This window comes from Acidovorax sp. GW101-3H11, assembly GCF_001633105.1.
Taxonomy (GTDB): Bacteria; Pseudomonadota; Gammaproteobacteria; order Burkholderiales; family Burkholderiaceae_C; genus Acidovorax.
This window is the reverse complement of the sequence record NZ_LUKZ01000025.1, coordinates 89388-115429: the sequence shown is the minus strand read 5'-3', so window position 1 is coordinate 115429 and position 26042 is coordinate 89388. Positions and strand designations below refer to the sequence as shown.

The 26042-nt window shown below is 66.3% G+C and carries 21 protein-coding genes; 15 read left to right on the top strand and 6 right to left on the bottom strand.

All coding sequences use genetic code 11. The features are described from left to right. Positions 1-7: 7 nt before the first annotated feature. The 8 genes from A1D30_RS18660 (at position 8) to A1D30_RS18625 (ending at position 8546) form a co-directional block, all read left to right on the top strand. Positions 8-769, top strand: a complete 762-nt coding sequence (locus tag A1D30_RS18660) for a hypothetical protein (RefSeq protein ID WP_063462223.1) — start codon at positions 8-10, stop codon at positions 767-769. Positions 770-1124: 355 nt separating this feature from the next. Further along, a complete protein-coding gene (locus tag A1D30_RS18655; RefSeq protein ID WP_063462222.1) occupies positions 1125-2480 on the top strand; it encodes a hypothetical protein in 1356 nt (451 codons plus the stop codon). Between the two features lie 20 nt (positions 2481-2500). After that, complete coding sequence (locus tag A1D30_RS18650; RefSeq protein WP_063462221.1) at positions 2501-3247, top strand: hypothetical protein; 747 nt, start codon at positions 2501-2503, stop codon at positions 3245-3247. 321 nt (positions 3248-3568) lie between these two features. Further along, positions 3569-5107 carry a hypothetical protein gene (locus A1D30_RS18645; protein WP_063462220.1) on the top strand — a complete coding sequence of 513 codons (1539 nt, stop codon included), beginning with the start codon at positions 3569-3571 and terminating at the stop codon, positions 5105-5107. A 35-nt stretch (positions 5108-5142) separates the two neighbouring features. Further along, positions 5143-5550 carry a YcfL family protein gene (locus tag A1D30_RS18640; RefSeq protein ID WP_063462219.1) on the top strand — a complete coding sequence of 136 codons (408 nt, stop codon included), beginning with the start codon at positions 5143-5145 and terminating at the stop codon, positions 5548-5550. 43 nt (positions 5551-5593) lie between these two features. Beyond that, a complete protein-coding gene (lpoB, locus tag A1D30_RS18635) occupies positions 5594-6211 on the top strand; it encodes a penicillin-binding protein activator LpoB (protein ID WP_063462218.1) in 618 nt (205 codons plus the stop codon). 266 nt (positions 6212-6477) lie between these two features. After that, positions 6478-7440 (top strand): hypothetical protein, encoded by a 963-nt coding sequence (locus tag A1D30_RS18630; RefSeq protein ID WP_063462217.1) that lies wholly within the window; start codon positions 6478-6480, stop codon positions 7438-7440. A 26-nt stretch (positions 7441-7466) separates the two neighbouring features. Continuing rightward, the gene (locus A1D30_RS18625; RefSeq protein ID WP_082836527.1) at positions 7467-8546 is read left to right on the top strand and encodes an alpha/beta hydrolase; all 1080 of its coding nucleotides are present in this window, start codon (positions 7467-7469) and stop codon (positions 8544-8546) included. Here the strand turns inward: A1D30_RS18625 and A1D30_RS18620 are convergent. Continuing rightward, positions 8524-9159: a flavin reductase family protein gene (locus tag A1D30_RS18620; RefSeq protein ID WP_063462216.1), complete on the bottom strand. Its 636-nt coding sequence runs from the start codon at positions 9157-9159 to the stop codon at positions 8524-8526. The genes A1D30_RS18625 and A1D30_RS18620 overlap by 23 nt on opposite strands. 158 nt (positions 9160-9317) lie before the next feature. Continuing rightward, positions 9318-10880 (bottom strand): hypothetical protein, encoded by a 1563-nt coding sequence (locus A1D30_RS18615; RefSeq protein WP_063462215.1) that lies wholly within the window; start codon positions 10878-10880, stop codon positions 9318-9320. A 199-nt stretch (positions 10881-11079) separates the two neighbouring features. Between A1D30_RS18615 and A1D30_RS24915 the strand changes: the two genes are divergently transcribed. Together A1D30_RS24915 and A1D30_RS18600 are read left to right on the top strand one after the other, a co-directional pair. After that, positions 11080-12036 (top strand): WYL domain-containing protein, encoded by a 957-nt coding sequence (locus tag A1D30_RS24915; RefSeq protein ID WP_082836526.1) that lies wholly within the window; start codon positions 11080-11082, stop codon positions 12034-12036. 73 nt (positions 12037-12109) lie between these two features. After that, on the top strand, positions 12110-14617 hold the full coding sequence (locus A1D30_RS18600) for a DUF2779 domain-containing protein (protein WP_063462212.1): 2508 nt from the start codon (positions 12110-12112) through the stop codon (positions 14615-14617). Positions 14618-15088: 471 nt separating this feature from the next. Here the strand turns inward: A1D30_RS18600 and A1D30_RS18590 are convergent, their stop codons facing one another. Further along, on the bottom strand, positions 15089-16027 hold the full coding sequence (locus A1D30_RS18590; protein WP_242421938.1) for a helix-turn-helix transcriptional regulator: 939 nt from the start codon (positions 16025-16027) through the stop codon (positions 15089-15091). Between the two features lie 97 nt (positions 16028-16124). Here A1D30_RS18590 and A1D30_RS18585 point away from each other — a divergent pair, with 97 nt between their 5' ends. The 3 genes from A1D30_RS18585 to A1D30_RS18575 all read left to right on the top strand — a co-directional run bounded on the left by A1D30_RS18585 (position 16125) and on the right by A1D30_RS18575 (position 18309). Beyond that, a complete protein-coding gene (locus tag A1D30_RS18585) occupies positions 16125-17396 on the top strand; it encodes an MFS transporter (RefSeq protein WP_063462210.1) in 1272 nt (423 codons plus the stop codon). A 62-nt stretch (positions 17397-17458) separates the two neighbouring features. Next, a complete protein-coding gene (locus tag A1D30_RS18580; protein ID WP_063462209.1) occupies positions 17459-17698 on the top strand; it encodes a hypothetical protein in 240 nt (79 codons plus the stop codon). Positions 17699-17796: 98 nt separating this feature from the next. After that, a complete protein-coding gene (locus tag A1D30_RS18575; RefSeq protein ID WP_063462208.1) occupies positions 17797-18309 on the top strand; it encodes a DUF1993 domain-containing protein in 513 nt (170 codons plus the stop codon). A 35-nt stretch (positions 18310-18344) separates the two neighbouring features. On the opposite strand, the gene A1D30_RS18570 is transcribed toward A1D30_RS18575, so the two are convergent. Further along, positions 18345-18806, bottom strand: a complete 462-nt coding sequence (locus A1D30_RS18570; protein WP_063462278.1) for an Lrp/AsnC family transcriptional regulator — start codon at positions 18804-18806, stop codon at positions 18345-18347. Between the two features lie 229 nt (positions 18807-19035). Here A1D30_RS18570 and ggt point away from each other — a divergent pair, with 229 nt between their 5' ends. Next, complete coding sequence (gene ggt / locus A1D30_RS18565; protein ID WP_063462207.1) at positions 19036-20913, top strand: gamma-glutamyltransferase; 1878 nt, start codon at positions 19036-19038, stop codon at positions 20911-20913. Positions 20914-20996: 83 nt separating this feature from the next. Here the strand turns inward: ggt and A1D30_RS18560 are convergent, their stop codons facing one another. Continuing rightward, on the bottom strand, positions 20997-21956 hold the full coding sequence (locus tag A1D30_RS18560; RefSeq protein ID WP_063462206.1) for a LysR family transcriptional regulator: 960 nt from the start codon (positions 21954-21956) through the stop codon (positions 20997-20999). A 243-nt stretch (positions 21957-22199) separates the two neighbouring features. Between A1D30_RS18560 and A1D30_RS18555 the strand changes: the two genes are divergently transcribed. Then, the gene (locus A1D30_RS18555; RefSeq protein ID WP_242421945.1) at positions 22200-23519 is read left to right on the top strand and encodes a hypothetical protein; all 1320 of its coding nucleotides are present in this window, start codon (positions 22200-22202) and stop codon (positions 23517-23519) included. 255 nt (positions 23520-23774) lie between these two features. Here the strand turns inward: A1D30_RS18555 and A1D30_RS18550 are convergent, their stop codons facing one another. Beyond that, positions 23775-26009, bottom strand: coding sequence for an NADP-dependent isocitrate dehydrogenase (locus tag A1D30_RS18550; RefSeq protein ID WP_063462205.1), 2235 nt, complete (start codon positions 26007-26009; stop codon positions 23775-23777). Positions 26010-26042 lie beyond the last annotated feature (33 nt).

Sequence of the window (26042 nt, the reverse complement as noted above, 5' to 3'; positions counted from 1 at the left end):
GTGCATCGTGAAGGAAGTTAGTGCTTCGGACGCGCCGCATGGGCATCAACGTCCCGCCACACCCGAGGAGCAAGCGGCCATCGGCAAGCTGTTTTCGAGTGCACCCACCGCAGCAGCCCGACTGAAGCAAGGAACTGAAAACGCGTTTGTTCTGTGGGCAACCAGCCTGCTGACGCTTGTTGTCGTTTGGCTCTTGCTTGGTTGGCTCGCAAGCAAGGTATGGGATGTCCACCTCGGGTTGCGCAGTACCGCAACGTTATGGGTCATGGCCCTGGCCACACCCGCCTGCGCTGTCCTAGCGGTCAGGTCGAGCGTCAAATGGGTGCGTACCTTGCCTGACTATCGGCCACTGCTGCGACAAGATCTCGCGGATGCGCTGGTCAGCGAAGAACGATACGTCTTCACAGAAGCCAGGCGCTTCCAAGAGCCGGAGCATGGCGGCCTCATGTACTTCTTGCGCACGAACGAGGACGAAGTTTTCACGGTCTACGACTACGAGAGCCAGACTCTGGGCATCGATGACCAGGACCCTCTGCAAAGTGCCTATCGGCCGCAAACGCAGCTTGTTGTTATCAGGGCTCCGAACAGCGGCGTCGTTCTCAGTAGCCAAGGTTCCGGTGCACCGCTCGAAGTCGGCGCACCCGTCGATCTCGCGGTCGGGCCAGAGAAGTGGCCACAGCCAGAGAAGCTCTGTGACATCCCTTGGAGCCAGCTGGACGTGCGGCTGGCGTCTTCCACCGAGGCATCCGCCAAGCGCAACGACGGCTAACCAAGAGCCGTCATCAATCTTCCGCAGTGCTTTCCCCAGGGGTGATATCCCCTCGCGGCGTGGCGGTCCTTGTTTGGCGTCCGAGCTGGAGCCGTGCCGGGCTCACGGTACGTGCAATACGTAGAGGGGGGCATCGCCTGTACCCCTTGCCCGCCGCCAGATGCGTGAAATAGCGCACACAAGCGGTTTCCAGCCGTAACTTGCGCAGGCAAAATGCGTCTGTGCGGGGCCTACACTGCGCTGCGTTCAACACACCCGGGTTGACCGCAAGGCCTTGGCAGGCAGCGATCTGACGCTGCGCTGCGGCCCACGATGGTTTGCCGGGTGATTCCTGTATCTCCCGGAACAGACCACCATGACCTCTTTGCGCTTTGTCCTGCCCCCCGCCTGCCTGGCCGCCGGCCTGTGCATCGCCAGCCTGGGCGCCCAGGCCCAGAACACCAAACCCCCCAAGGTCCAGCTGTGGATGGACCTGTCCACCGGCACCATGGCGGGCATGCCCGAGATGGACAGCCTGCCCGGCGGCGGCGGCATGCTCGGTGGCCTCATGGGCGGTATGGGCGGCGGTGCGCAGGGCAGGGCGGGCAGCGGCAACACCGCCTATGGCCATGCCCGCGCCATGTCCGTCATGCCGCCGCGTGTCATCGACCTCGCTCTGCACAACAGCCTGCGCCCCGGCGTGGAGGCCAGCCAGGCCATCCCGCCCGGCATGCGCATGGGCGAATCCCTGCCGCTGATCCCACCCCGCGCGCAGCCCACCCAGACCGAGCCGGGCGAGGTGCCGCAGGAATACCAGCAGCACCAGCCCAAGGGCCGCATCCTGCTGTACTGGGGCTGCGGCAGCGCGGTGCGTGCGGGCCAGCCCCGCGTGATCGATCTGGCGCGGGCCAAGCCCTCCGACTACGCCCAGGCCTTTGCAGGCCGCGCCGTGCCCGACCGGGGCCCGCGCGTGGGCCCGGCCTATGCGCTGTACCCCAACGAACGCAACCAGGTGAGCCTGTCGCGGGACAGCTCGGTGGTGGGCGAGCACCAGGTGCGTGGCGACGGCGTGCCTGCGTCCATGAAGTTCACGCTGGGTGCCGCGCAAGATTTGATGCCCGCCATCGACCTGCGCACCACCGGCAAGCCGCAGGACAGCATGGGCACCAGCTGGCAGCCGGTGCGCAATGCGCGCGCCTACTACCTGCATGCCATGTCGCAGAGCGGGGACGACCTGATCATGTGGTCCAGCGCCGAAACGCCGGACACGGGCATGGGCCTGTTCGACTACCTCTCGCCCGCCACCATCGACCGCTGGCTCAAGGAGCGCGTGCTGCTGCAGCCCGAGACCACGCAGTGCGCCATTCCCCAGGGCATCTTTGCGGGCGGTGGGCGCGATGCCACGCCCATGCTGCGCATGATGGCCTACGGCGGCGAAAGCCACATCGTGCACCCCCCGCGCCCGGCCGACCCCAAGGCCGCGTGGGAGCCCGAATGGTCGGTGCGCGTGCGTGTGAAGTCGCACACCATGGCCATGCTGGGCGAGGAGATTCTGGGGCAGCGCGGGGGCATGGGCCCCGCCGCTCCGGCAGGCGCTGGTGCCGGTGGTGGGGCCTATTCGAGTGGCATGGGCAGCAGTGGCCAGCCCTCGGGCGGCGCACCGTCGGATGCGGGCACCCCCGGCGAGGTGGTGAACCCCGTCAACCTGCTGCGTGGCCTGTTCGGTCGCTGAGCCGAGAGAGAAGACACCCCATGCTGGCCCTGCGCATGCCCTGGCCCTTGCCCGCGCTGATGGCGTGGGCGGGTGCGTGGCTGGTTTTTGTGGCGCTGCAGCGCGCTGCCGTGCCGCCCGTGGGCGCCTTGCTGGCCGCCTGCCTGCTGGGCACGGCCGCCAGTGTGCTGGGCGGCAGCTGGTGGCGGCGGGGGTTGATTGCGACGGGATTCCCGCTGTCGCTGGCGCTGCTGGGCGCGGCCAGCCTGCCCACCTGGGCGTGGCTGGTGCCGCTGGCGCTGCTGCTGCTGGTGTACCCGCTCAATGCCTGGCGCGATGCGCCGCTGTTCCCCACCCCGCGCCATGCGCTGCAGGCACTGGCCGTGCAGGCACCGCTGCCGCTGGGCGCGCGCGTGCTCGATGCGGGCTGTGGCCTGGGCGACGGCCTCAAGGCCCTGCGCCATGCCTACCCTGCGGCCCAGCTCGAAGGGCTAGAGTGGAGCTGGCCCTTGCGCCTGGCGTGCGCTGCGCTGTGCCCCTGGGCCCAGGTGCGGCGCGCCGACATGTGGAAGGCCGACTGGAGCCCCTACCGCATGGTCTATCTGTTCCAGCGGCCCGAGAGCATGGCCCGCGCCGCCGCCAAGGCCCAGGCCGAGCTGGCCCCAGGCGCCTGGCTGGTGAGCCTGGAGTTTGCCGTGCCCGGTGTGCTGCCCAGCGCCCAGCTGCGCGCGCCGGGCGGGCGCGTGGTGTGGCTGTACCGCATGCCGCTGAACCGCGTGGAGGCATGACATGCAGCGCGCCCTGCTTTGTGTGTCAGCCTGTACCGCAGGCCCCGAACGGTTACAGAAAAGATACAAGCTTTTGCTACATTGCGCGGCTGGCTACAACCCCATACACAACAACCAAGAAACTCACAGCCAGAGGGGGCGCACACAGCACGTAACCGCGCCGGGAGGGGGCGCACGGGCTGCTAGCACCCGCCTTGACCAGACTTCCACCACGCACGCCGTATGCACAGCACCCTCCCTTTGGCGGGGCTGTCGCGCGGTTGCGCGTGGGAAGCGCGGGGTGTTTCTGGTGAACAACCGACCGATCTGCAAGGAGCATCCATGACCGCCCACCCATCCCGTTTCCGCCCCCGCCTGCTGTGGGTGCTGACGCTGAGCGCTGCCCTGACCGGCTGCGCCACCATGCAGAGCCACGACAAGCTGGCCACCGACATGCAGACGGCCGGGCGCAGCGGCGGCATTCCTGCTGCCATCGCCCAGCTGGAAAGCACGGCCAAGACCGAAGAAGAAAAAACCGCGCTGCTCTACAACATGGAACGCGGCGAGCTGCTGCGCATGGACCGCCGCTACCCCGACAGCACCAACGCCTTCCTGCTGGCCGACAACAAGGTCAAGGAATGGGAAGAAACCGCCAAGACCAACCCCAGCAAGCTCATGGGCACCGTGGGCGCTGCGCTGATCAGCGAACGCCTCAAAGTCTATGAAGGCCAGGACTACGAAAAGGTGTGGGTGACCACGCGCCTGGCGCTCAACCGCATGGCCGTGGGCGACTTTGAAAATGCCCGCGTGGACATCAAGCGCACGCACGAACGCGAAGCCATCATTGCCGAGTTCCGCGCCAAGGAAACCCTGGCGGCCGAGGAGGAAGCCAAGTCCAAGGGCGCATCGTCCGGCGGCAAGGAGCTGAACGGCTACCCCGTCGAGACGCTCAACGACCCCGAGGTGCTGGCGCTCAAGAACGGCTACTCCAATGCCCTGAGCCACTACCTGGCGGGCTTCCTCTACGAAATGCTCAACGAGCCCGGCCTGGCCGCGCCCGGCTACCGCAAGGCCATCGAACTCAAGCCCGAAACGGCCGTGCTGGAAGAAGGCCTGCGTGGCCTGGACAACCGCACCGGTTTCACCTGGAAGCGCCGCCAGCGCATGACCGATGTGCTCTTCATCGTCGAAGCTGGTGACGCCCCCGCACGCAAGCCCAAGGCCTTCACCATCCCCGTGCCCACGGGCCGGGGCCTGGTCACCGCCAGCATCTCCTACCCTGTGATCGAGCCGTCCAAGGACGCGTTGCTGACCACCATTTCTGCTGCGGGCACCGACCTCAAGCTCGAAAAAGTGGTGGACGTGAACGTGATGGCCCGCCGCGCGCTCAAGGATGAAATGCCCGGCATGGTGCTGCGTGGCTTCACCCGCGCCGTGGCCAAGGGCGTGCTGCAGAACGAGCTGCAAAAGCGTGGTGGCCTGATCGGCGGCATCATCGGCGCGGCCGCCTCGGTGGCCACCGAGCAGGCCGACGACCGCATGTGGCGCATGCTGCCCGGCCGCGTGTATGTGGCCCGTGGCTACCTGCCACCCGGCGAACACCTGGTGAGCGTGAATGGCCGCCAGCTGCCCCAGCCCATCAAGATCGACGGCCAGTATGCCCTGGTGCCCCTGCGCATGTACGACAACAGCGTGCTGACCGGCGACGTGGCCATGCTGGGCCAGCTGCCCACCGTGGCTGCGGCGCCCCAGCCTGCCCCCGCCGCAGCGGCGGCGCCCGCTGCCCCAGTGCGCACCACCAACAACAACCGCACCCGCCCCGTGCCCGCGTCCACCGTCAAGCCCACGGCAGCCCAGCCCGCAGCGGCCGCCAAGAACTGACCCCTGTTACCGACCCCATTCAAGGAGCCTTCGGCATGAGAAACCGTTTTGTCCCCGCCGCGATCCCCACCGTGCTGTGCGCGGGCCTGATCGCCCTGGCCACCAACGCCAGCGCCCAGCTGCACGACCCGGCCACCCCGCTGGCCGTGGCCTCCAAGGTCGCCCTGCGTGGCGAAGCCAACAGCATCGCCGTGCGCGAGATGCGCATCGTGCGCAAGAACGACATCCTCGTCGTGCAGGCCGACATGGCCAACATGGGCCGCACCGACCGCACCGTGTTCTACCGCTTCAAGTGGCTGGACAACGTGGGCAACCAGGTGGGCGATGGCGAATCGTGGAAGCAGATGAGTGTGCTGGGCCTGGGCCAGCAGACCGTCAAGAGCGTGGCGCCCACGTCTGCGGCTGTCGATCTGCGCCTTGAGATGAATGTGGAGCCGCGCTGAGCGCCGGTGCCCGACCCCAAGATTGAGTGAGGAGTAAGAAACCATGACCACCAAGAACCCCATCCAGCGCAGCGCGCTGATCCTGGCCTTTGCGGCCAGCACCCTGGCCCTCTCGGCCTGCCAGAACCTGTCGTCCCCCACCGTGCGTTTTGACCGCCAGGTCAACTACGGCGATGCGAAGGCCGTCGAGCTGGTGACCAACGAGTTCGGTTCCACCGACCTGCAGATGATTGCCGAGAAGATGACCGGCGGCCTGCTCGAAACCGGCATCTTCCAGGGCCGCCCCACGGTGACGATCTCCACCGTGAAGAACAAGACCAGCGAGTACATCGACACCACCAACGTGATGAACTCGATCCAGACCTCGCTGGTCAAGTCGGGCAAGGTGCGCTTTGTGCGCTCCATCAACGAAATGCAGGCCGGTGTGGACGAGCTGCAGCGCCAGAACCAGAGCGGCCTGTACAAGCAGGGCACCACCGCCAAGGTCGGCCAGATGACCGCCGCCAAGTACAGCATGGAAGGCGAGCTGACCAGCATCGTCAAGCAGAACAACAACACCAAGGACGTGTACTACAAGTTCACGCTGAAGCTGTTTGATGTGCAGGAAGGCACGATCGAATGGCAGGACGAAAAAGAGATCCGCAAGACGAGTAAGAGGTAACCCCCTGAGGTGCGACCGCTCGGTGCAGCCGCCAGAGGCGGCTGCTCTTGCGGGCCGTCCAAGCCTGCACTGGCAGGCTTGGAGCCGCGGCCCTCAGCCCCTTTCTCTCGCGCTGCGCGCGGGAAGGGGGACGCCGCCAGCGCGGCGGGGCGGCCCTTGCGCGGCGGCCGCTGGCCTGGGCCGCGCCAGTTTCGAAGGATGTCGGTGCTATTGCTCGCATCCCTCGATAAATCCATGAATTCCCGTTAGCTCACAAGGAGCATCACATGCAACGCAGAACCACATTGCACACGGCCCTGGCCGTGATCGCGGCCACCACGCTGGCCTGGGGCACGGGCGCCCAGGCGCAGCAGCCGGGCGCGGCCCCCAAGATCGCCGTGACCGACCTGGCCTACGCCCAGCGCGTGTCCGAATACTTCCTGGCGGGCACTTACCAGCGCAGCAGCCAGATGAGCGCGGGTGGCAGCCACAGCGGCGGCTACAGCCACGGCCCCTATGGCGGTGGCGGCTCGCACTCGGGCAGCCACTCGATGCAGGCCTCCGAGCAGGCCAGCGGCACCTATGTGGCCGGGCGCTACAGCTACATCGAGCAGCGCGAGCTGGGCGGCTACACCAACGACATCAAGGGCGCCATCCTGCAAGGCACCTACTTCCGCCTGATCCAGGGCAAGGGCTTTGACGCAGGCAAGCCCCAGCCCAGCAAGGCCGAGCAGGTCTTGAACCAGGTGCAGGGCGGCAAGATGGCCACGCCGCAGGTGCAGCCCCAGGTCAACGACGTGATCACCCGCATCAAGAAGGGCGAGTTCAACGGCGCCGACTACGTGCTGTTCGGCGTGGTGTCGAGCATCGACTTCACCGATGCCCTGTCACCCCTGCAAGGCACCACCAGCGCCACGCGCCAGTACGGCCTGCAGCTGCTGGCCGACTTCTCGCTGATCAACACCAAGACCTACGAAATCAAGGCCGCGTTCTCCGCCCAGGGCGAAGGCAACGACACCAAGATTTTGTCGGTCCGTGGCGACATCGCGCCGCCCAACCGGGCCAAGGTGATGCGTGAAACCTCGCTGTCGCTCGCGCAGGACGTGTACCAGCAGCTCGCTGGGCAACTGGGCTACACCGACGCCAACCTGGCGCGCGGCGTGCGCCCGCCGCCGGTGTACCAGCAAGGCGGCCAGCCCATGCCCGTGCCGCAGCCCCAGCAGCCCGAGCAGGTGCTGATCCTCAAGTAAACGCAGCTCATTGGGGGTGATACGCCGTGGCGCACTGCTTCGTCGCTGTACCCCCATCGCGCCAGGCCAGCCGCGTGCTGGCCTTTTTGTTGGGCGCACGGCGGTGGGCCACCGCGGCGGTGCTGGCCGCAGCCTTCGGGGCGGTCGCGGCCCAGCCCACGGCCTCACCCCAGCCTCCTGGGCTTGCTGCGCCTGCAGCCCCCTCGGGCCGCTTTGAGCCCCTGGTTTTGCCCGGCGAACGCGGCGTGGTGCTGCAGGCCCTGCAGCGCAGCGAACGGGTGCCGCCCCTGCGCTACCGGGTGATCGTGGTGCCCGGCTCCGGCTGTGCGGGCCTGGAATCGTTTGCCGACCGCTACTTTGCCGGGCTGCTGCACGCGCAGGTGCTGGTGCTGCACAAGCCGGGGGTAGATCCCGACGCCCGCACCGCCCCCGCCGACTGCCCGCACGGCTTTGTGTCGCGCGACCGGCATTCCACCTGGCTCGCACACGCCCGTGCGGCCCTGCGTGCCGATGCCCAGCAACGCCAGGGGCAGCCCGCGCTGGTGCAGCTGCTGGTGGGCATCTCGGAAGGGGCCGAACTGCTGCCCGCGTTGGCGCCCGAGGTGCCACAGCTCGCCGGCCTGGTGCTCATCGGCTCCAGCGGGCTGGACCCGCAAGAGGCCGGGGCCCTGCAGGCCCGCCGTCTGGGCGCGGAGGGCGACTGGGCCGCGCTGGCGCAGATCGTGGCGGGCGCTCCGCCCGACGGCGTGGTGGTGCAGGGGCGCAGCCTGGGCTACTGGCGCGACCTGTGGCACTGGCCCCTGACCCTGCCCCTGCTGCGCAGCCCCTGGCCGCTGCTGCAGGTGTGGGGGGGCGACGACGCACTGGTGCCCGCCGTGGCCTACACGCGGTTTGAAGCGCTGGCCGCCTTGCGCACCGCGCCCTACTGCGCGCGGCGCATCGACGGTGCCGACCACGGCCTGCAGCGTCATGCAGCGGGCGTGGACGGCGTGCAGCAGGTGTGGGTCTGGACCGAGCAATGGGCACGCAACCCGGCTGCCGGGCTGTGTGGGCCTTTGCGACTGTTGCGAGAGCAGCAGGCCCCTAGCGCGGACGGAACATCCTGAACAACTGCTCCGGCCCCACCGTGAAATAGTCCGCCGGGCCGCCGCCGCGCAGGATGTGGCCTGCGTTGGCGGTGTCGTACACGCCGTTTTTCAGCAGGCCGGTGTCGATGTGCACGGCCACCACCTCGCCCAGCACCAGCCACGTCTCCACTGCCGCTCCGTCCACCCCCTGCAGCTGCAGGATCTGTGTGCTGCGGCATTCAAAGGTGACCGGGCTTTCGGCGACACGCGGCGGGCGCACGCGCGTGGAGGGCAGGGGGGTGAGGCCGGTCAGGTCGAACTCGCTCACTTCGGGGGGCACAGCGGCGCAGCTCTGGTTCATCAGCTCGGCCAGGTCGCGCGTGGCCAGGTTCCACACAAACTCGCCCGTGGCTTGCACGTTGCGCACCGTGTCCTTGGTGCCAATGCTGGCAAAGCCCACGATGGGGGGCACATAGTTGAAGGCGTTGAAAAAGCTGTAGGGCGCCAGGTTGGTCGCGCCCGTGGCGCTTTGCGTGGAGATCCAGCCAATGGGGCGCGGCCCCACGATGGCGTTGAACGGGTCGTGCGGCAGGCCATGGCCCAGGCGGGGTTCATAGCTGTGGAAGGTGCGCGGGGGCTGTGGGGTGGTCATGGGGCGCGGCAGGGTGGGGCAAACAGGCCCACACCTTAGCGGCAGACGCGGCGCGCTGCAGCCTCCAGGATATCTTGATGCTCACTTTTTCATAGCTATCCGGGCATATGGATCGCGCGCACAGGGGTTGTGGGAGCACTGGGCCACCACTCCATGGCTCAGCGGCGCTGTTCGGGCGCTGCGCAAATGCCGGGGGTGGCGGGCGGCGGTACCGCACACACCATGCGCAGCAGGGCAGAGAACGAGCCCTGGCCAATGCCGGAGCTCGACGCCGTCAACCAGGGTATCTGCTGGCGCACGCGCTCCAGCGCCGCGCGGACCTCGGCCTCGCTGCCGCCTCCCTCCAGCTCGACAAGCTGGCCGCGCTTGCCATCGCGCAGCACCAGCTTGGTCAGGGTCACCCCGTTGCCCAGCACCGGGCGCAGCGCGTCTTCCACCTGCTGTTGGGTGTAGGCGCTGCCCGTTGCTGGCAGGCACACGCTGCGCTCGCCCGGAGCCGCGCACAGAAAGTTGACGAGCACGCGGTAGGCCACCTGGTCACCCTCGCGCCGGACCCATGCCACCTGCGGGTTACGCACCTCGCCCGAGCGCTCCAGCACCTGCACCCACTGGCGCACGGCCGCGTCGTCGGGCGCTCGGCCTTCCAGTGCTGCGCCGTCCTTCCACAGGTCGATCTTGCCCAGGGTCATGCCGCTGGGCAGCAGCGGCTGCAGCACATTGCTGACCCGCTGGCGCGGCGAGACGGGCTCACCGCTGGCAGCCTGCGCGCCCGGGGGCGGTGGAGCGCCCGGGTCGGGCGCTGGCAGCACCGGCCGGGGGCCCGCAAGGCCCATCACGTCCTGCTGTAGCGCGCGGGTTTCATCGCGCAGGGCGCTGGTCAAGGGCATGGGGTTCACGCGGCCCGCAGGCACTTTCAGCGCGCTGACGGGGCCATCGATCCAGATCGGGTACTCCAGTGCGATCTTGCCCGGCGCGCTGGCCGGCTGGTAGTAGCCTGCTTCGGTGTCTGCGCCAATGCGGATGGAAAACCGTGTCCGGGTGGTGGTGGCTGACACGCCCGCGTGGCGCGCATCCATGTCGTGGAACAGCAGCGCTGTGCTTCTTTGCGCGCTGGCCAGTTGCAGCCACTGGGCCTGGCCCGTTCCACCCGCCACGACCGATGCGTTTGAGTGCACGCTCAGCAGGCCCAGGCGCACCCCATGGAACCACAGCCTCATGCCGTGGCTGGGGTTCAGGCTGATTCGCAACGCCGGCAGGTCCACGCGATCGAACAGCACCTTCAGGTTATCGCCACGCAGCAGCAGTTCGTGGGCTGTGGCCAGCTGCAGCGTAAAGCACACGGCAGCGTTGTCAGCGCCCACGCGCGGGATGGCCGACGCGCCCTGCACGGCGCTGATCGTCACGTCGTACAGCCTGGGGCGGCTGCCGCCCAGGCGGTCCGCGCCATAGGTGGTGTCGTCCACCTGGAACGTCCCCCGCCCGAGAAACAGCCGGTTCTCCGCACCCGACACCACACGCACCGTGCAGTCGTTGGCGATGATGTGCACATGCCGCAAGTTGCCCAGCCGGCCCGTGGTCGGGTCCCACGGGCGCTCGCGGGCGTCGCGCAGCAGGTTGGCGCGTTCGATCAGCGTGTCGGGTGTGACGTCCAGCGGCGCTGCGTGGGCCAGGAAGGGCGCCGCGCAAAGCAGGGCTAGCAGCAGGGGGCGCAGGGGTTTCATGCTGCTTGCATGGTATCGGGATTGGGTGCGGCGTGGAGGACTTGCTGCGGGTACATCAGGCGCTTTGGATAGGCGCCGGAACGGCGGAATGCGTTTGGAAATTCCTTTTTACTCATAAACAAATTGCCAGTTGTTCCGACACAACCTGTCGCAGCCTTTGCCTACACTGCGTTTCGTCATAACCCATGTCCCACTTCGCATGAACACCCCTGCCGCCCGCCGCACAAGCGCCAAAGGAGAAAAGCTGGCGCAACGCCTAGCCCAGATCCTGGCGCAACTGCATCAGGGAGACGTTGTTGACAAGCATCGGCTGGCGCGGGACTTCGAGGTGGATGTGCGAACAATTGAACGTGATCTGGGCGAACGCCTGTACGGCATTGCTGAACGCACTCCTGAAGGCCGTTGGCAACTGGCCCACGCGGCCCGCGCCTTGATCCCCGCAAGCCATCTCGGCGTCTACGCCCGGTTGGCAGGTACCGAGCATCTGTTTCCGGACAACGGCCTGGGTTATCTCCTGGGGCTTTTGGACACGCGAAAGTCTGTTGGGCATGCAGTACGGGTTCAGCCCATGCCTAGCGAGGACCTGCAAGGGCTGGGCCCGCAGTTCGCCCTGCTGCAGAGGGCCATTGAGAAGCACCACGAATGTCGATTCACCTACAAGGCCAAGCCTCGTCATGTCCAGCCATATCGTTTGATTCACAACAATGGCGTGTGGTACCTGGCCGCTGCCGAAGGGCGGCAACTCAAGAGCTTCAGCGTGGCACGGATTCAGTCTCTGCAATCGGATGAAGCCAGTCATTTCACCCCGGACCGGCGACACCATGACTACATCAACCGCAAAGAGGACATGTGGTTCGCCACCGACACCAAGGAGGTGCTTTTGCGCGTTGATTCCGAGGTAGCGTATTACTTCGTGCGACGCGCCATCCTGCCCAGGCAGCAGCACAGGCAGGACGCGGATGGGTCGTTGCTTGTCACAGCCCATGTCAGCCACCTGAACCAGTTGTTGCCCGTGGTGCGTTATTGGCTGCCACATGTGCGCATCGTGCAGCCGTTGGCCTGGCACCAAGCGCTGGTCCACGGCCTGGAGCAAGCGCTGGCGAAATGGGGGGCGGGTTCGCAATGCGCGCGGGCCGTGTCTCCCGTTGATGCGTAGTCTGCGGCGGTACCTCGTCAACAGCATTCTTTCCCCCGCGATGCCAAACCACTTTTCTACGGAAGAACACCCCGTGCGTGCCCTGTCGAAATCCAAGCTGATAGCTTTCAGGCAGTGCCCCAAGCGTTTCTGGCTGGAAGTCCACCAACCCGGGGCGCGGCAAGACTCCGCAGCTACGCAAGCCGTTTTCCAGACGGGCCATGAAGTGGGGGCCGTGGCGCAGCAAATCTATGACTCGGCGGGTGATGGCGTAACCATCGACTTGCAGGCCGAGGGCGTGGCTGCGGCGGTGGAAAAGACCCGTGAGCTTCTGCTGGCGCGCAAGCCACTGTTTGAAGCTGGTATGTCTGCGGCGGGGGGACTCGCATTTGCCGATGCGATGCTGCCAGTCATGGATGGCGCTACGCCTGCCTGGAAGATGGTGGAGGTCAAGTCATCGACTTCTGTCAAAGCCTACCAGGAAGACGATGCTGCCATTCAAAGCCACATCGCCCGGGCGGCGGGCATTGAAGTGCGCAACGTTTGTATTGCGCACATCGACGCGGCGTGGATTTACCCGGGCGAGGGCAACTACCAGGGTTTGCTCGTCGAGAAAGATGTCACCGATGGCGCCCTTGCACGCAGCGGGGAGGTGGCGGCGTGGATTGACAACGCGCAGCGGGTGGCCGCGCAGGCCGTGCCTCCAGATGTGCAGATGGGGACGCAGTGCGAAACCCCTTTTCCCTGCGGGTTTCAGGAGCATTGTCGAAAGAACCTGCCTTCGGTGGAGTTCCCTGTTGCCTGGCTGCCGCGCACTTCATCCAAAGCGCTCAAGGATTTTCTGGCTCACACCGACGCACAAGACATGCGGGATGTGCCCGAAGCGCTGCTCACCCCTCTGCAACGCCGTGTGCGTGATGCCACCGTTGCCGGACGGGCGTACTTTGATGCTGAAGGCGCCAGGCAGGATCTGCTGCCGTACCCGTTGCCTGCGTACTTCCTGGATTTCGAAACCATTCAGTTTGGAGTGCCTCGGTGGGCGGGTACGCGGCCATTCCAGATGCTGCCTTTTCAGTTCAGCCTGCACCGGATGGATGCGCAGGGGCAACTGAGCCATGAGTCCTTTCTTGATATCTCCGGCAACGAACCCTCGGAAGCGTTTGCAGCGCAATTGGTCCGCACTTGTGCACAGCCGCTTCCCGTTTTCGTCTACCACGCAGGATTTGAAGGCAGCCGCCTGAAGGAACTCGCCCAGCGCTTTCCCGCCTTGGCCCCAGAACTGGAGGCGATTCGCGGCAGGCTGGTGGATCTGCTGCCAATTGCACAGGCTCGGTATTACGACCCGCGCCAGCATGGGAGCTGGAGCATCAAGAAAGTGTTGCCCACCATCGCGCCCCGCCTGGGGTATGACGCGCTCACGGGTGTGCAGGATGGAGGCATGGCAATGGCTGCGTACCTTGAAGCCATCGCACCGGCCACATCACCACAGCGCAAGGCGCTGATTCGCGATGAACTCTTGGCGTATTGCGCGCTGGACACGCTGGCGATGGTGGAGGTCTGGAAAAAATTCTCGCAAAGCTACTCAATACCTCAACCCATAGACAGTACCCAAGGAGAAAAAGCCATGCTGACTCAATCCCACGCGCATTCCGAATCCGCAAAAGAAGTCCCGTTTTTCGCAGCCCTGATGCAGCACCTGATGCAGGGCACCATGATTCCCAAGGTGCAGGTCGAGCGCTCCATCGGACCGATCATCGGCTTCTTTCTGGCCGACGCACTGGCGTCTAGGCCGGACGATGACATCGTGATGCTGTGCCCGGAATTTCCGATCCAGAAGGCTGGCAACAACCAGTCCACCAACATCGACTGGCTGATGCTCAATCTCGCCACGCGAGAACTGCTGTTGGTGGAACTGAAGACCACGGACACCACCTTTCGTCCAGAACAGGCCGCTATCTATCGGGAACTTCAGAGCAAGATTGTCCGAGAGGGGTCTGCGGCGTTCCTTCTTGATGACCTGGACGCGATTGGAGCCGCCTCCCAGGAGCGGGGCAAGTACCAGAACGTGCGCAACCTGCTGGCGCAAGGGTTTGGTGCCTCTGATGCCAATGGACTGCGCGAAGCCTTGGGCCACTGCTCACGCGCCAAGGTCATCTATCTGGCACCTCAGGTGAGCAAGCCGGTGGATTGGCCGACCGGTGAGGATGGTTGGACCTGGATGTCGTTCGCTGACCTGCCAGAGTCGCTCGAGGCGCATGACTATGCCGACCAGTGGCCCGCCGTGCGAAGCAGCCTGCTGTCGCTGGACTTGCTCACGCGCCGGTTGCGTAACGGTGAGGTCCCTTCTGCCTCGGGAGTCAGGAACTATCGGGAGGTGCTCGATTTCGATACGCTTCTGGAACGGTGTCGCATGGAGGGGGCCTCTTGGGTCGTGGGTCTGAAGAACTGGCGTTCAGCGCTGCCGACAATGACCCTTGAGCAACTCCGAGCGAAGGCCTACAAGTGTGACCTTGCAGAAGGTGGTGTGGGCAAGAAGCTTGGAAGCAACTGGATTGCGGGTAGCCAGTTCCTGGCGCACGTCGAGAAATTGCTCAACCGCTGATAACTCAGAGCTTTTGGCGCAAAGTCCGCGTGGGTCTCTGTTTGGTGCGAAGTTGATTTGGAGGCCGTCTCAATTGGTGACATGCACGCAAATTTCCAAGGACGCGTTGATTGTTGGCCGTTGGTACGCAGGGCGAGGGCGCAACGCAAACATCGGAATGTGGAACGGTGAGGATTTTCTTGTCCTCGCGGAAGTTGGTCAGAAGGTGGGCCCAGGCCCTCGTGATTGGGTGAAAAGCTGGGGCGTGAAAAGGGAGCCCTATTTCCAAGCTGATGGGGGCTGTTTCCAGCCGTTCAAGATGGTGGATATGGGCACCGTCAGCGTGCCGCAGGGTCAAGGGGGATACGCTTTGGAGATGTCGTTTGACGGCTCGCCGGAGAACGGTCCCTAGAGCACGAGGGAGTTGCCGACAGGCGGTGCCTGAGTCCCCCACGGGGTAATCTGCAAGACCGTACAGGTCGCTTGGCACCGTCACGCAACAGGCTTGCCACCCGCAGATTCATTGAAATCCTGCTGCCCCAAAAACCGCCCCGGCGGCTGCCCCACAGACTTGCGCACCATGGCGCTGAAGGCGCTCGCGCTGTAGCCCAGCTCGGCGGCGATCTGGCCCATGGGCATGCGCCCGGCGGCCAGCGATACGGCCTTGGCCAGAATCACCTGCTGGCGCCACTGGGTGAAGGTGCTGCCCAGTTCGGAGCGGAACAGGCGCGCCACGGTGCGGGGGCTGGCGCCCGTGTCCTGCGCCCAGTCGGCCAGGGTGTCGTGGCGCGTGGGGTCGGCCAGCACGGCTTCGCAGAGGTGGCGCAGGCGCTTGTCCTGCGGCAGGTCCACGCCCAGCTTCACGGCGGCGGCGCGGGCCAGCTCGCCCTTGACCAGCGCGCTCAGGTGCTGCTCGCGCCGCAGTTCGGCGGGGGTGGTGGCAGGGCCGCCATCGGGTGCGGTGGGCATCTCGCGCACCAGGGCGCGCAGCAGGTCGGACACCTCCAGCACACGGCACTGGCGCCAGGCGTCTTCCTGGTCGCGCGGCACGCCGGGGCCGCAGCGCCCCCGGGGCTGGTGAAAGTACAGCGTGCGCAGGTCGGCGTCTTCCACCATGGTCACGGCATGTTCCACGCCGGGCGGAATCCACAGCGCGCGCGAGGGCGGCACGATGTAGGTGCCGTGGTTCACTGTGAGCCGGATCACGCCCGTGGTGGAGATCGCCACCTGCGCCCAGGGGTGGCTGTGGGGCATCACCTGCGTGTCGGCGGCCAGCCAGCGCAGCTTGGCGCGCACCGGGCGGGCGGGGGTGGGCACAAACAGCTCGGGCGTGAGCGAGTCCACATACGACAGCCCGCGCGGCTTGCCGGCCGGGGAGCGCGGCACGACCTGGGCGGCAAAGTGTTCCACCACCGGTTCGGTGGGCGTCATGGGCATGGCGGGCTGTGTGCGCGGGTTTGGCATGTTTGCGACAAAAGTTGGCCGCCTATCGTAAACCTGCCGGGGCCGCCCTGCCTAAGATCAGCCCATGACTGCTACCTCTTCCTCTGGCTCCCTCGCCAACCCTGTCCCGCTGCGGCAGGACGCCCGCACCATCGGCCTTGTCGGCCTGGCCCATGGCAGCTCGCACTTTTTCCACATGCTGCTGCCGCCGCTGTTTCCGTGGCTGATCGGCGAGTTCGGCTTCAGCTATTCCGAGCTGGGGCTGCTGGTGTCGGTGTTTTTTGTGATCTCGGGCGTGGGCCAGGCGCTGTCGGGCTTCCTGGTGGACCGTGTGGGCGCGCGGCCGGTGATGTTTTTTGCGCTGTCGAGTTTTGCAGCGGCGGGCCTGGCGGCGGGCACGGCGCAGGGCTACGGGGGGCTACTGCTGGCGGCCGCGCTGGCCGGGCTGGGCAATGCGCCGTTTCACCCGGTGGACTTCACGATCCTGAACAAACGCGTGTCGCCGCAGCGCCTGGGGCATGGCTTTTCGGTGCACGGCATCAGCGGCAACCTGGGCTGGGCCACGGCGCCGGTGTTCATGGCGGGCATTGCCACGGCCACGGGCTCGTGGCGCACGGCCTGCCTGTGCGGGGGCCTGTTCGCCTTGGTGGTGCTGGCCATCATGGTCTGGAACCGCGACGCGCTGGACGACCGCCAGGGCGCCTGGGCGCACCAGGCCAAGGGCGGGGCCGGGGCTGCGAAGCCCGAGCACCCCATGGCCTTCCTGAAGCTGCCTTCGGTGTGGCTGTGTTTCTCGTTCTTCTTCTGGAGCACCTGCGCACTGAGCGCCATCCAGAGCTTTGCCAGCCCGGCGCTGCAGTCCATGTACGGCCTGCCGCTGAGCATCACGGCCATGGTGGTCACGGGCTACATGCTGTGTGGCGCGGCCGGCATGCTGGTGGGCGGGTTCCTGGTGGGGCGCGTGCAGCGGCTGGAGAAGATCATCTCGGTGTGCCTGCTGGGCTCGGCGGCGCTGCTGGTGCTGGTGGGCCTGGGCTTCTTGCCCGGCATGGCGGCGGTGGCCGTGGCCTCGGTGGCCGGGTTGGGCACGGGCCTGGCCGGCCCCTCGCGCGACATGCTCATCAAGCGCGCCGCGCCGCCCGGCGCCACGGGCCGGGTGTATGGCACGGTGTATTCGGGCCTGGACCTGGGCTTTTGCCTCGCGGCCCCCGCGTTTGGCGCCATGCTGGACCATGGCATGACCTCGGGCATCTTCTACGGCTCGGCCTTCACGCTGGTGCTGAGCGTGGTGTCGGCAGCGCTGGTGGGCGTGGGCGTGGCGGCACGGGCCGCGCGGCCGCTGGCGGCGGCTGCCTGAGGGGCGCTGGGCGCTCGGCGGGTACGCCCGCCGGGGTGGCCTGGCTCCCGCATACTCGGACCATGCCATTTCCTATAGAAGAACGCCGCGCCCTGCTCAATGTGAAGGGCGTGGGACCGACCGTCGTCGCCCGGCTGGAACAGATGGGCTTTGAATCGCTGGCGCATCTGGCCAAGGCCAATGCCCTGGACATTGTGTCCACGGCCTCGGCCATGGTGGGCTCCACCTGCTGGAAGAACAGTCCCCAGGCCCGTGCCGCCATTCAGGCGGCCATTGCACTGGCCCAGTCGCGGCCTGCTTGACCTTTCTGCTGCAAGCCTGGGTTGGGTGTGTTGCAATGCGGCCCGACGGGGGCCAAGGCCCCCTCGCTGCTGCCTCACACCACTTCCAGGACCCCCCCATGACCTCGCCCATCTACAACGCCAGCATCCCCGTCTTCCGCCAGATGCTGGGCTCCCTGAAAGACGTGCTCGCCAAGACCGAGGCCCATGCCACGGCGCGCAAGATCGAGCCCGACGCCTTGCTGCAGGCGCGGCTGTTCCCCGACATGTTCCCTCTGGCGCGCCAGGTGCTGATTGCCTGCGACTTCGCCAAGGGCGTGGCCGCGCGCCTGGCCGGGGTGGAGGTGCCGTCCTTCCCCGACGCTGAGCGCCCCGGTTTTGCCGATCTGAACGAACGCATCACCACCGTGCTGGCTTTCATCGAAGGCCTGCCGCAGGCCGCGTTTGCCGATGCCGCCACGCGCCCCATCACCATCCAGCCCGGCACGCCGCGCGAAAAGCAGTTTGTGGGCGAACACTACCTGCTGCACTACGGCCTGCCGCAGTTCTTCTTCCACGTGAACGCGACCTACGCCATTGCGCGGCACAACGGCGTGGAGCTGGGCAAGCGCGACTACATGGGCCAGTATTGATCTGAGCCATCGCGCAGGTGGCCACCCCGGGGCGGCTACTGCGCGTAGTTCAGCGGCAGTGCGGTAGTGAACTTGATCTCTTCCATCGCAAAACTCGAACTCACATCCGACAGCGCCACCGCCTGCGTGAGCCGCTTGTAGACCGCGTCGTAGGCGCGGATGTCGGGCACCACCACGCGCAGCAGGTAGTCCACATCGCCGCTCATGCGGTAGAACTCGACGATCTCGGGGATGCCCATCACCACGTCGCGCAGGGTGTCGAACCACTGCTGGTGGTGCTGGCTGGTTTTCACGGCCACAAACACCGTCACGCCCACATTCACCTTGCGCGGGTCCACCAGGGCCACGTGGCGGGTGATGTAGCCTTTTTCTCGCAGCCACTGGATGCGCCGCCAGCAGGGCGTGTTGGAAAGGTGCACGGCATCGGCCAGTTCGGCCAGCGGCGTCTCGGCGTTTTGCTGCAGCATCGCCAGCAGCTGGCGGTCAATGGAATCCAGATTCTGTTTCACGGCAAATAAGAAAAATCGTTTCTCGTATTTGGCGATATACGGGGCATAAAAGCAAAATGATTTTCATGCCCGTGTCACATACTGGACGGGCGTTTCTGGCACGGAATCTGCGGTCTGTGCCTGCAGCTCCGGGGCCTGCATCCACCGTGGTGCAGCGTGTTTTTTGCCCGATGGCCCGTGTTCCCCTTCCCTTCCTTTTCTTCCAAGGACTTTATCCATGACGGCTTCTGTTTTCCGACGCAAACCCTATGCCCTGGGCCTGAGCATCGCCGCACTGGCGGTGCTGGCGGCCTGTGGCGGCAGCGATGGTCCCACCACGCCGGTGGCCACCCCCGAACCCGTCGAGCAGTACGTGCCGCCCGAGCCTCCCTCGGGCTACACGCCCAAGACCATCAGCTACGCCAACAAGGACATGGTGGCGGCTGCCAACCCGCTGGCGGTGAAGGCGGGCGTGGACATCCTGGCCAAGGGCGGCACGGCCACCGATGCTGCGATTGCCGTGCAGATGGTGCTGAACCTGGTGGAGCCGCAGTCGTCGGGCATTGGCGGCGGTGCCTTCATGCTGCACTTTGACAAGGGCGCCAACAAGCTGCTGGCCTACGACGGCCGCGAGACCGCGCCCAAGGCCGCCACGCCCAACCTGTTCATTGGCGCCGATGGCAAGCCGCTGGCGTTTCTGGCGGCGGTGGATGGCGGCCTGTCGGTGGGCACGCCGGGCGTGCTGCGCATGCTCGAAGCCGCACACAAGGCCCACGGTAAGCTGCCGTGGAAGGACCTGTTCGAGCCCGCCATCCAGCTCAGTGAAAACGGCTTTGCGATCTCGCCGCGCATGAGCGTGTCGATTGCCGGATCGGCCGCGCGCATCAAGGCCCAGGGCGAGCCCGGCGCGAGCTACTTCCTCAACGCCGACGGCACGGCCAAGGCGGCGGGCACCTTGCTCAAGAACCCCGAACTTGCGGCCACCCTCCGGGCCATTGCAGCGGGCGGTGCCGACGCGTTCTACAAGGGCGACATTGCCAAGGACATCGTGGCCAAGGTCAGCAGCCATCCCACCAACCCCGGCAAGCTCGCGCTCGATGACCTGAGCGGCTACACCCCCAAGGTGCGCGAGCCCGTGTGTGGCGTCTACCGCGTGTTGTACCGCGTGTGTGGCATGCCCGCGCCCAGCTCGGGCGGCATTGCGGTGCTGCAGACACTGGGGTTGCTGCAGGGCTTTGACCTGGCGGCCATGAAGCCCAACACGCTGGATTCGGTGCACCTGGTGTCCGAGGCCTACCGCCTGGCCTATGCCGACCGCGCGCTGTATGTGGCCGACCCCGACTTCGTGAGCGTGCCCCAGGCCGGCCTCATCAACGCCGACTACCTCAAGGAGCGCGCCAAGCTCATCAGCCTGAGCAAGAGCATCGGCACGCCCGTGGCGGGCACACCACCGGGTGTGAGTGGCGCCAAGGGGCGGGACAACTCGCTGGCCCTGCCATCGACCACCCACCTGTCCATCATCGACAGCGCAGGCAATGCGGTGTCCATGACGACCACGATCGAGAACGGCTTTGGCAGCCTGCAGATGGTGCGCGGCTTCCTGCTGAACAACCAGCTCACCGACTTCTCGTTCACGGCCACCGATGCGGCGGGCAACCCCATTGCCAACAGCGTGCAGCCTGGCAAGCGCCCGCGCAGCTCCATGGCGCCCACCATCGTCTTCAACGCCGCCACGGGTGACCTGGAAGGTGTGGTCGGCTCGCCCGGCGGCAGCGCCATCATCCAGTACACCACCAAGACCATCCTGGGCATGACCGACTGGGGCTTGAACGTGCAGCAGGCCATCAACCTGCCTAACTTCGGCGCGCAGACCAATGCCACCACCTCCATCGAAAAGGGCTCGGTGATCGACACCGCCGCCATCCGCGATGGCCTGAAGGCGCGCGGCCACACCGTGGCGCAGACCGACACCTTCACCAGCGGCCTGCATGGCGCGGTGTTCAACGGCGTGCGGTCCAACGGCAATGTGGGCCTGCTGGCGCGCAACCCGGGCGCGGGCACCTATGCCGGTGGCGCCGATCCCCGCCGTGAGGGGATTGCGCAGGGCAACAACTGACCCGCGCTGTGGTGATGTTGTGGTGATCGGCTGCTGCACCCGAACCGGTGCGGCGCCGATACATAAAGAGGCTGCCGGGTGGACTACCGGGCAGCCTTTTTTTGTGGGGGCTCCGTGGCCATCGCCGGGTGGGGTTCGTCCGCCAGCGTGCGCAGCAGGGTGGTGAACGTGGCCGTGGGGCCCACGTTGTCGTCCGCACGGTAGACCAGGGTGAGCGGCACATCCAGCCGCCCGCCATCCACCAGCGGCCGGTAGGCAATCGCATGCCGGTGCACGCCCAGCATGGACGACGGCACCACCGAAATGCCCGTGCCTGCCGCCACCAGGTTCAGGTTGGTCAGCATGCGCGCCACCTCGGCCACCACGCGGGGGCGCACGCCCTGCTCGACACACAGCGCCAGCAGGTTGGCATACAGGCCCGGCGCGCCCGGGCGGCGCACCAGGATCATGGGCTCGCCCTCCAGGTCGGTGATCTGGATGGGCAGCGGTTTGCCGCGCCGCTGGCGCTGCGCCAGCGGGTGGTCGATGGGCAGGGCCACCATGGCAGGCTCGTGCTGCAGGGTCTCGAACACCAGGCCCGCAGGCCGTGCCACGGGCACGCGCAGCAGGCCACAGTGCAGGCGGCCATCGGCCACGGCCTCGGTGATCTCGGCCGCGTTGTTCTCGCCAATCTCCAGCACCAGGCCGGGGTGGCGCGCGCGGCACTCCCGCAGCGCAAACGGGGTGAATTCATGGGCGGCGGCTGAGCTGGTGAAGGCGATCACAAGCCGACCGGTCTTGCCTTCGGCCAGCAGCTGCATGCGGCTTTGCAGCGCGTCGAAGTCGTGCACCAGGCGCGTGGCGTCAGCTTGTAGTGCGCGGCCCGCTTCGGTCAGTGTCACGCCCTTGGCATGGCGCTTGAACAAAGCCATGCCCACCGTGTTTTCAAGCAGCTTGATCTGCTGGCTGAGCGGCGGCTGGGCCATGCCCAGCAGCTCGGCCGCGTGGGTCATGTGCCCGGCCTCGGCCACGGCCAGAAAGTAGCGCAACTGGCGGATGTCCATGTCAGTGCCTGCGGGTGGCTGGGAAAGTAGTCATATGTAAATCGTATCGCCAGGGCCAATTTTGCCTATTTGACGTATTGAGAGCCGGTTTCTACGATGCAGCGGCATCCGGCCATGCGCCCCCAAGAACTTTTCAGGAGACACCCCGCCATGACTGCACCGCAGCCCCATTCCCTGCCACCCCTTTTGCCTCTTTTGCCCCGGGGGCCGCGCTGGGCCCTGGCGGGCCTGGCCTGCCTGGCGATGGCGGCCTGCGCACCCATGGCCACCACCCCCCCGCCTGCCGCCACGGCCGAGGCAGCACCCGTGGCGGCAGCCTGCCCCAAGGATGTGGCGCCCATCGCCCGCTGCCTGGCGGGCCGGGACTCGGCTGGGGCCTACTACCTCACCGCCATCCCGCAGAAGTGGAACGGCCACCTGGTGCTGCACGCGCACGGCGGGCCCACGCTGGGTGCGCCCAAGGCCGAGCGCGCGGTGGAAGACCTGGAGCGCTGGTCCATCATGGTCCGCGCGGGGTATGCCTGGGCGGGCAGCACCTTCCGCCAGGGCGGCGTGGAGGTGCGTGCAGCGGCCGAGGACACCGAGCGCCTGCGGCAGATCTTTGTGCAGCACGTGGCCAAGCCCCAGCGCACCATCCTGCACGGCCAGTCGTGGGGCGCCAGCGTGGCGGCCAAGGGGGCCGAGATGTTCCAACGCACGGCCGATGGCAAGCGCCCGTACGACGCCGTGCTGCTCACCAGCGGCGTGCTCGCGGGCGGCAGCCGCTCGTACGACGTGCGCACCGACCTGCGCGTGGTCTACCAGTACCTCTGCCACAACCACCCCCGGCCTACCGAGGCGCAGTACCCGCTCAACACCGGCCTGCCGCGCGATGCCGCGATGACCCAGGCCGACCTGGCGGCGCGCCTGAACGAATGCCTGGCGCTGAACAAGCCCGCAGCCGAGCGCACGCCCGAGCAGCAGCGCAAGGTGCAGACGCTGGTGGATGTGCTGCGCATTCCGGCCAGCTCCATCCCGGGCCACATGAACTGGGCGACCTTCCACTACCGCGACGTGGTGCAGCACCGCACCGGGGGCGCGAGCCCGTTTGGCAATGTGGGTGCGGTCTACAAGGGCTCGCCGGATGATGTGGCGCTCAATGCGGGCGTGCTGCGCTACCGCGCCGACCCGCAGGCCGTGGCGCGTTTTGCCGCAGACACGGACCCGACCGGCCAGATCCCCGTGCCCGTGCTCACCGTGAAGGGCGTGGACGACCCCACGGCCTTTGTCGAGCTGGACGCGCAGTTCAAGGCCACGATGGACAAGGCGGGCAGCGGCGCGCGGCTGGTGCAGACCTTCACGCGCCACAGCGGCCACAGCTACCTGAGTGATCCCACCTATCCCACGCTGATGGCGGCGCTGCTGCGCTGGGTAAATGAAGGGGAGGGCGCCAAACCCACGCCCGCAGGCATCGCCCAGCAATGCCCGGCCTACGAGGCCGAGTTTGGCAAGGGCTGCGCCTTCTTGCCTGCCTATGTGCCTGCACCGCTGGCCAGCCGGGTGGTGGACCGCGACCGGCCGTGACGCCACAGGCTGGAAGGGCCGACCGGTGGCCCCAACGGCCCCAACGACCCCGCCGGTGCCACCCAAAACAAAAGGGCCCCGCGTTGCGGCAGGGCCCTTTTTTTGATTGCTATTAAATGTATAGCTGTAAAGACAATGTGGTCGCGCGGTGGAGGCCTTTCTGATGCCTGAAAACCACCAGCGCACCCTCTGCGCAGGTGCTGGGCGCCTCCCGCAAGCGCAGGCGCTCAGCAACCCGGCGGCTCACGCCGCCGCTTACTTCACCGTGTTGAGCGCGTCGTTCAGCGTCTTGCTGGGGCGCATCACGGCGTCCAGCTTGGCGACGTCAGGCATGTAGTAGCCACCGATGTCGGTGGGCTGGCCCTGCACGGCGTTCAGCTCGTCCACGATCTTCTGCTCGTTCGCGGTGAGCAGCTTGGCCAGGGGCGCAAACTTGGCGGCCAGGTCGGCATCGCTGGTCTGCGCTGCCAGTTCCTGGGCCCAGTACATGGCCAGGTAGAACTGGCTGCCCCGGTTGTCCAGCTGGCCGGTCTTGGGCGAGGGGTTCTTGTTGTTGTCCAGCAGCTTGCCCGTGGCGGCGTCCAGCGTCTGGGCCAGGATCTTGGCCTTGGCGTTGCCCGTCTTCTGGCCCAGGTCTTCCAGCGACACGGCCAGCGCCAGGAACTCACCCAGCGAATCCCAGCGCAGGTGGTTTTCTTCCACCAGCTGCTGCACGTGCTTGGGGGCCGAGCCGCCCGCGCCCGTTTCGTACATGCCGCCACCGGCCATCAGCGGCACGATGGACAGCATCTTGGCCGAGGTGCCCAGTTCCATGATGGGGAACAGGTCGGTGAGGTAGTCGCGCAGGATGTTGCCGGTGGCGCTGATGGTGTCCAGGCCACGGATCACGCGCTCCAGCGTGTAGCGCATCGCACGCACCTGGCTCATGATCTGGATGTCCAGGCCGACGGTGTTGTGCTCGTGCAGGTACATCTTCACTTTGGTGATGAGTTCCTTTTCGTGCGGACGGTACGAGTCGAGCCAGAACACCACGGGCATGCCCGAGTTGCGGGCGCGGTTCACGGCCAGCTTCACCCAGTCGCGGATCGCGGCGTCCTTGACCTGGCACATGCGCCAGATGTCGCCTTGCTCCACGTTCTGGCTCAGCAGCACTTCGCCGGTGGCCAGGTCGGTGATGTTGGCCACGCCGTCTTCGGCGATCTCGAAGGTCTTGTCGTGGCTGCCGTATTCCTCGGCCTGCTGGGCCATCAGGCCCACGTTGGGCACCGTGCCCATGGTCTTGGGGTCGAACGCGCCGTGCCATTTGCAGAAGTTGATGATCTCCTGGTAGATGCGGGCGAAGGTCGATTCGGGCATCACGGCCTTCACGTCCTTCAGGCGGCCGTTGGCGTCCCACATCTTGCCGCTGTTGCGGATCATCGCGGGCATGGAGGCGTCCACGATGATGTCGTTGGGCGAGTGGAAGTTGGTGATGCCCTTGGCCGAATCCACCATGGCCAGCTCGGGGCGGTGCTCGTGGCAGGCGTGCAGGTCGCGCTTGATCTCGTCGCGCTGGCTTTGCGGCAGCGTCTCGATCTTGCTGTACAGATCGACCATGCCGTTGTTCACGTTCACGCCCAGCTCGTCAAAGGTCTTGGCGTGTTTGGCGAACGCGTCCTTGTAGAAGATGCGCACGCAGTGGCCGAACACGATGGGGTGCGACACCTTCATCATCGTGGCCTTCACGTGCAGCGAGAACATCACGCCGGTCTTGCGCGCGTCTTCGATTTCCTTCTCGTAGAACTCCAGCAGCGCCTTCTTGCTCATGAACATGCTGTCGATCACTTCACGATCGAGCAGGCTGACCTTGGGCTTCAGGATGATGGTCTTGCCGCTCTTGGTGATCAGCTCCATCTTCACGTCACGGGCGCGGTCCAGCGTCATGGACTTTTCGCCGTGGTAGAAGTCGCCGTGGTGCATGTGCGAGACGTGGCTGCGCGATGCCTGGCTCCATTCACCCATGCTGTGCGGGTTCTTGCGCGCGTATTCCTTCACGGCCTTGGGCGCGCGGCGGTCGGAGTTGCCTTCGCGCAGCACGGGGTTCACAGCCGAGCCGATGCACTTGCCGTAGCGGGCCTTGATGTCTTTCTCTTTGTCGTCCTTGGGCTGGTCCGGGTAGTCGGGCAGGGCGTAGCCCTTGGACTGCAGCTCGGCGATGGCCGCCTTGAGCTGCGAGACAGATGCGCTGATGTTGGGCAGCTTGATGATGTTGGCATCGGGCTGCAGCGTCTTCTTGCCCAGCTCAGCCAGGGTGTTGGGGGCGCGCTGCTCTTCCTTCAGGAATTCGGGGAACTCACCCAGCACACGGGCGGCCACCGAGATGTCGGACTCCACCACGTTGATGCCCGCAGGCGCGGCGAACGTGCGGATCAGGGGCAGAAAGGAAGCCGTGGCCAGACGGGGTGCCTCGTCGGTCAGGGTGTAGATGATGGTGGGTTGCTGGGTCGTCATGGCTTGTCTCACGAAACAGAATATGTAAATGCC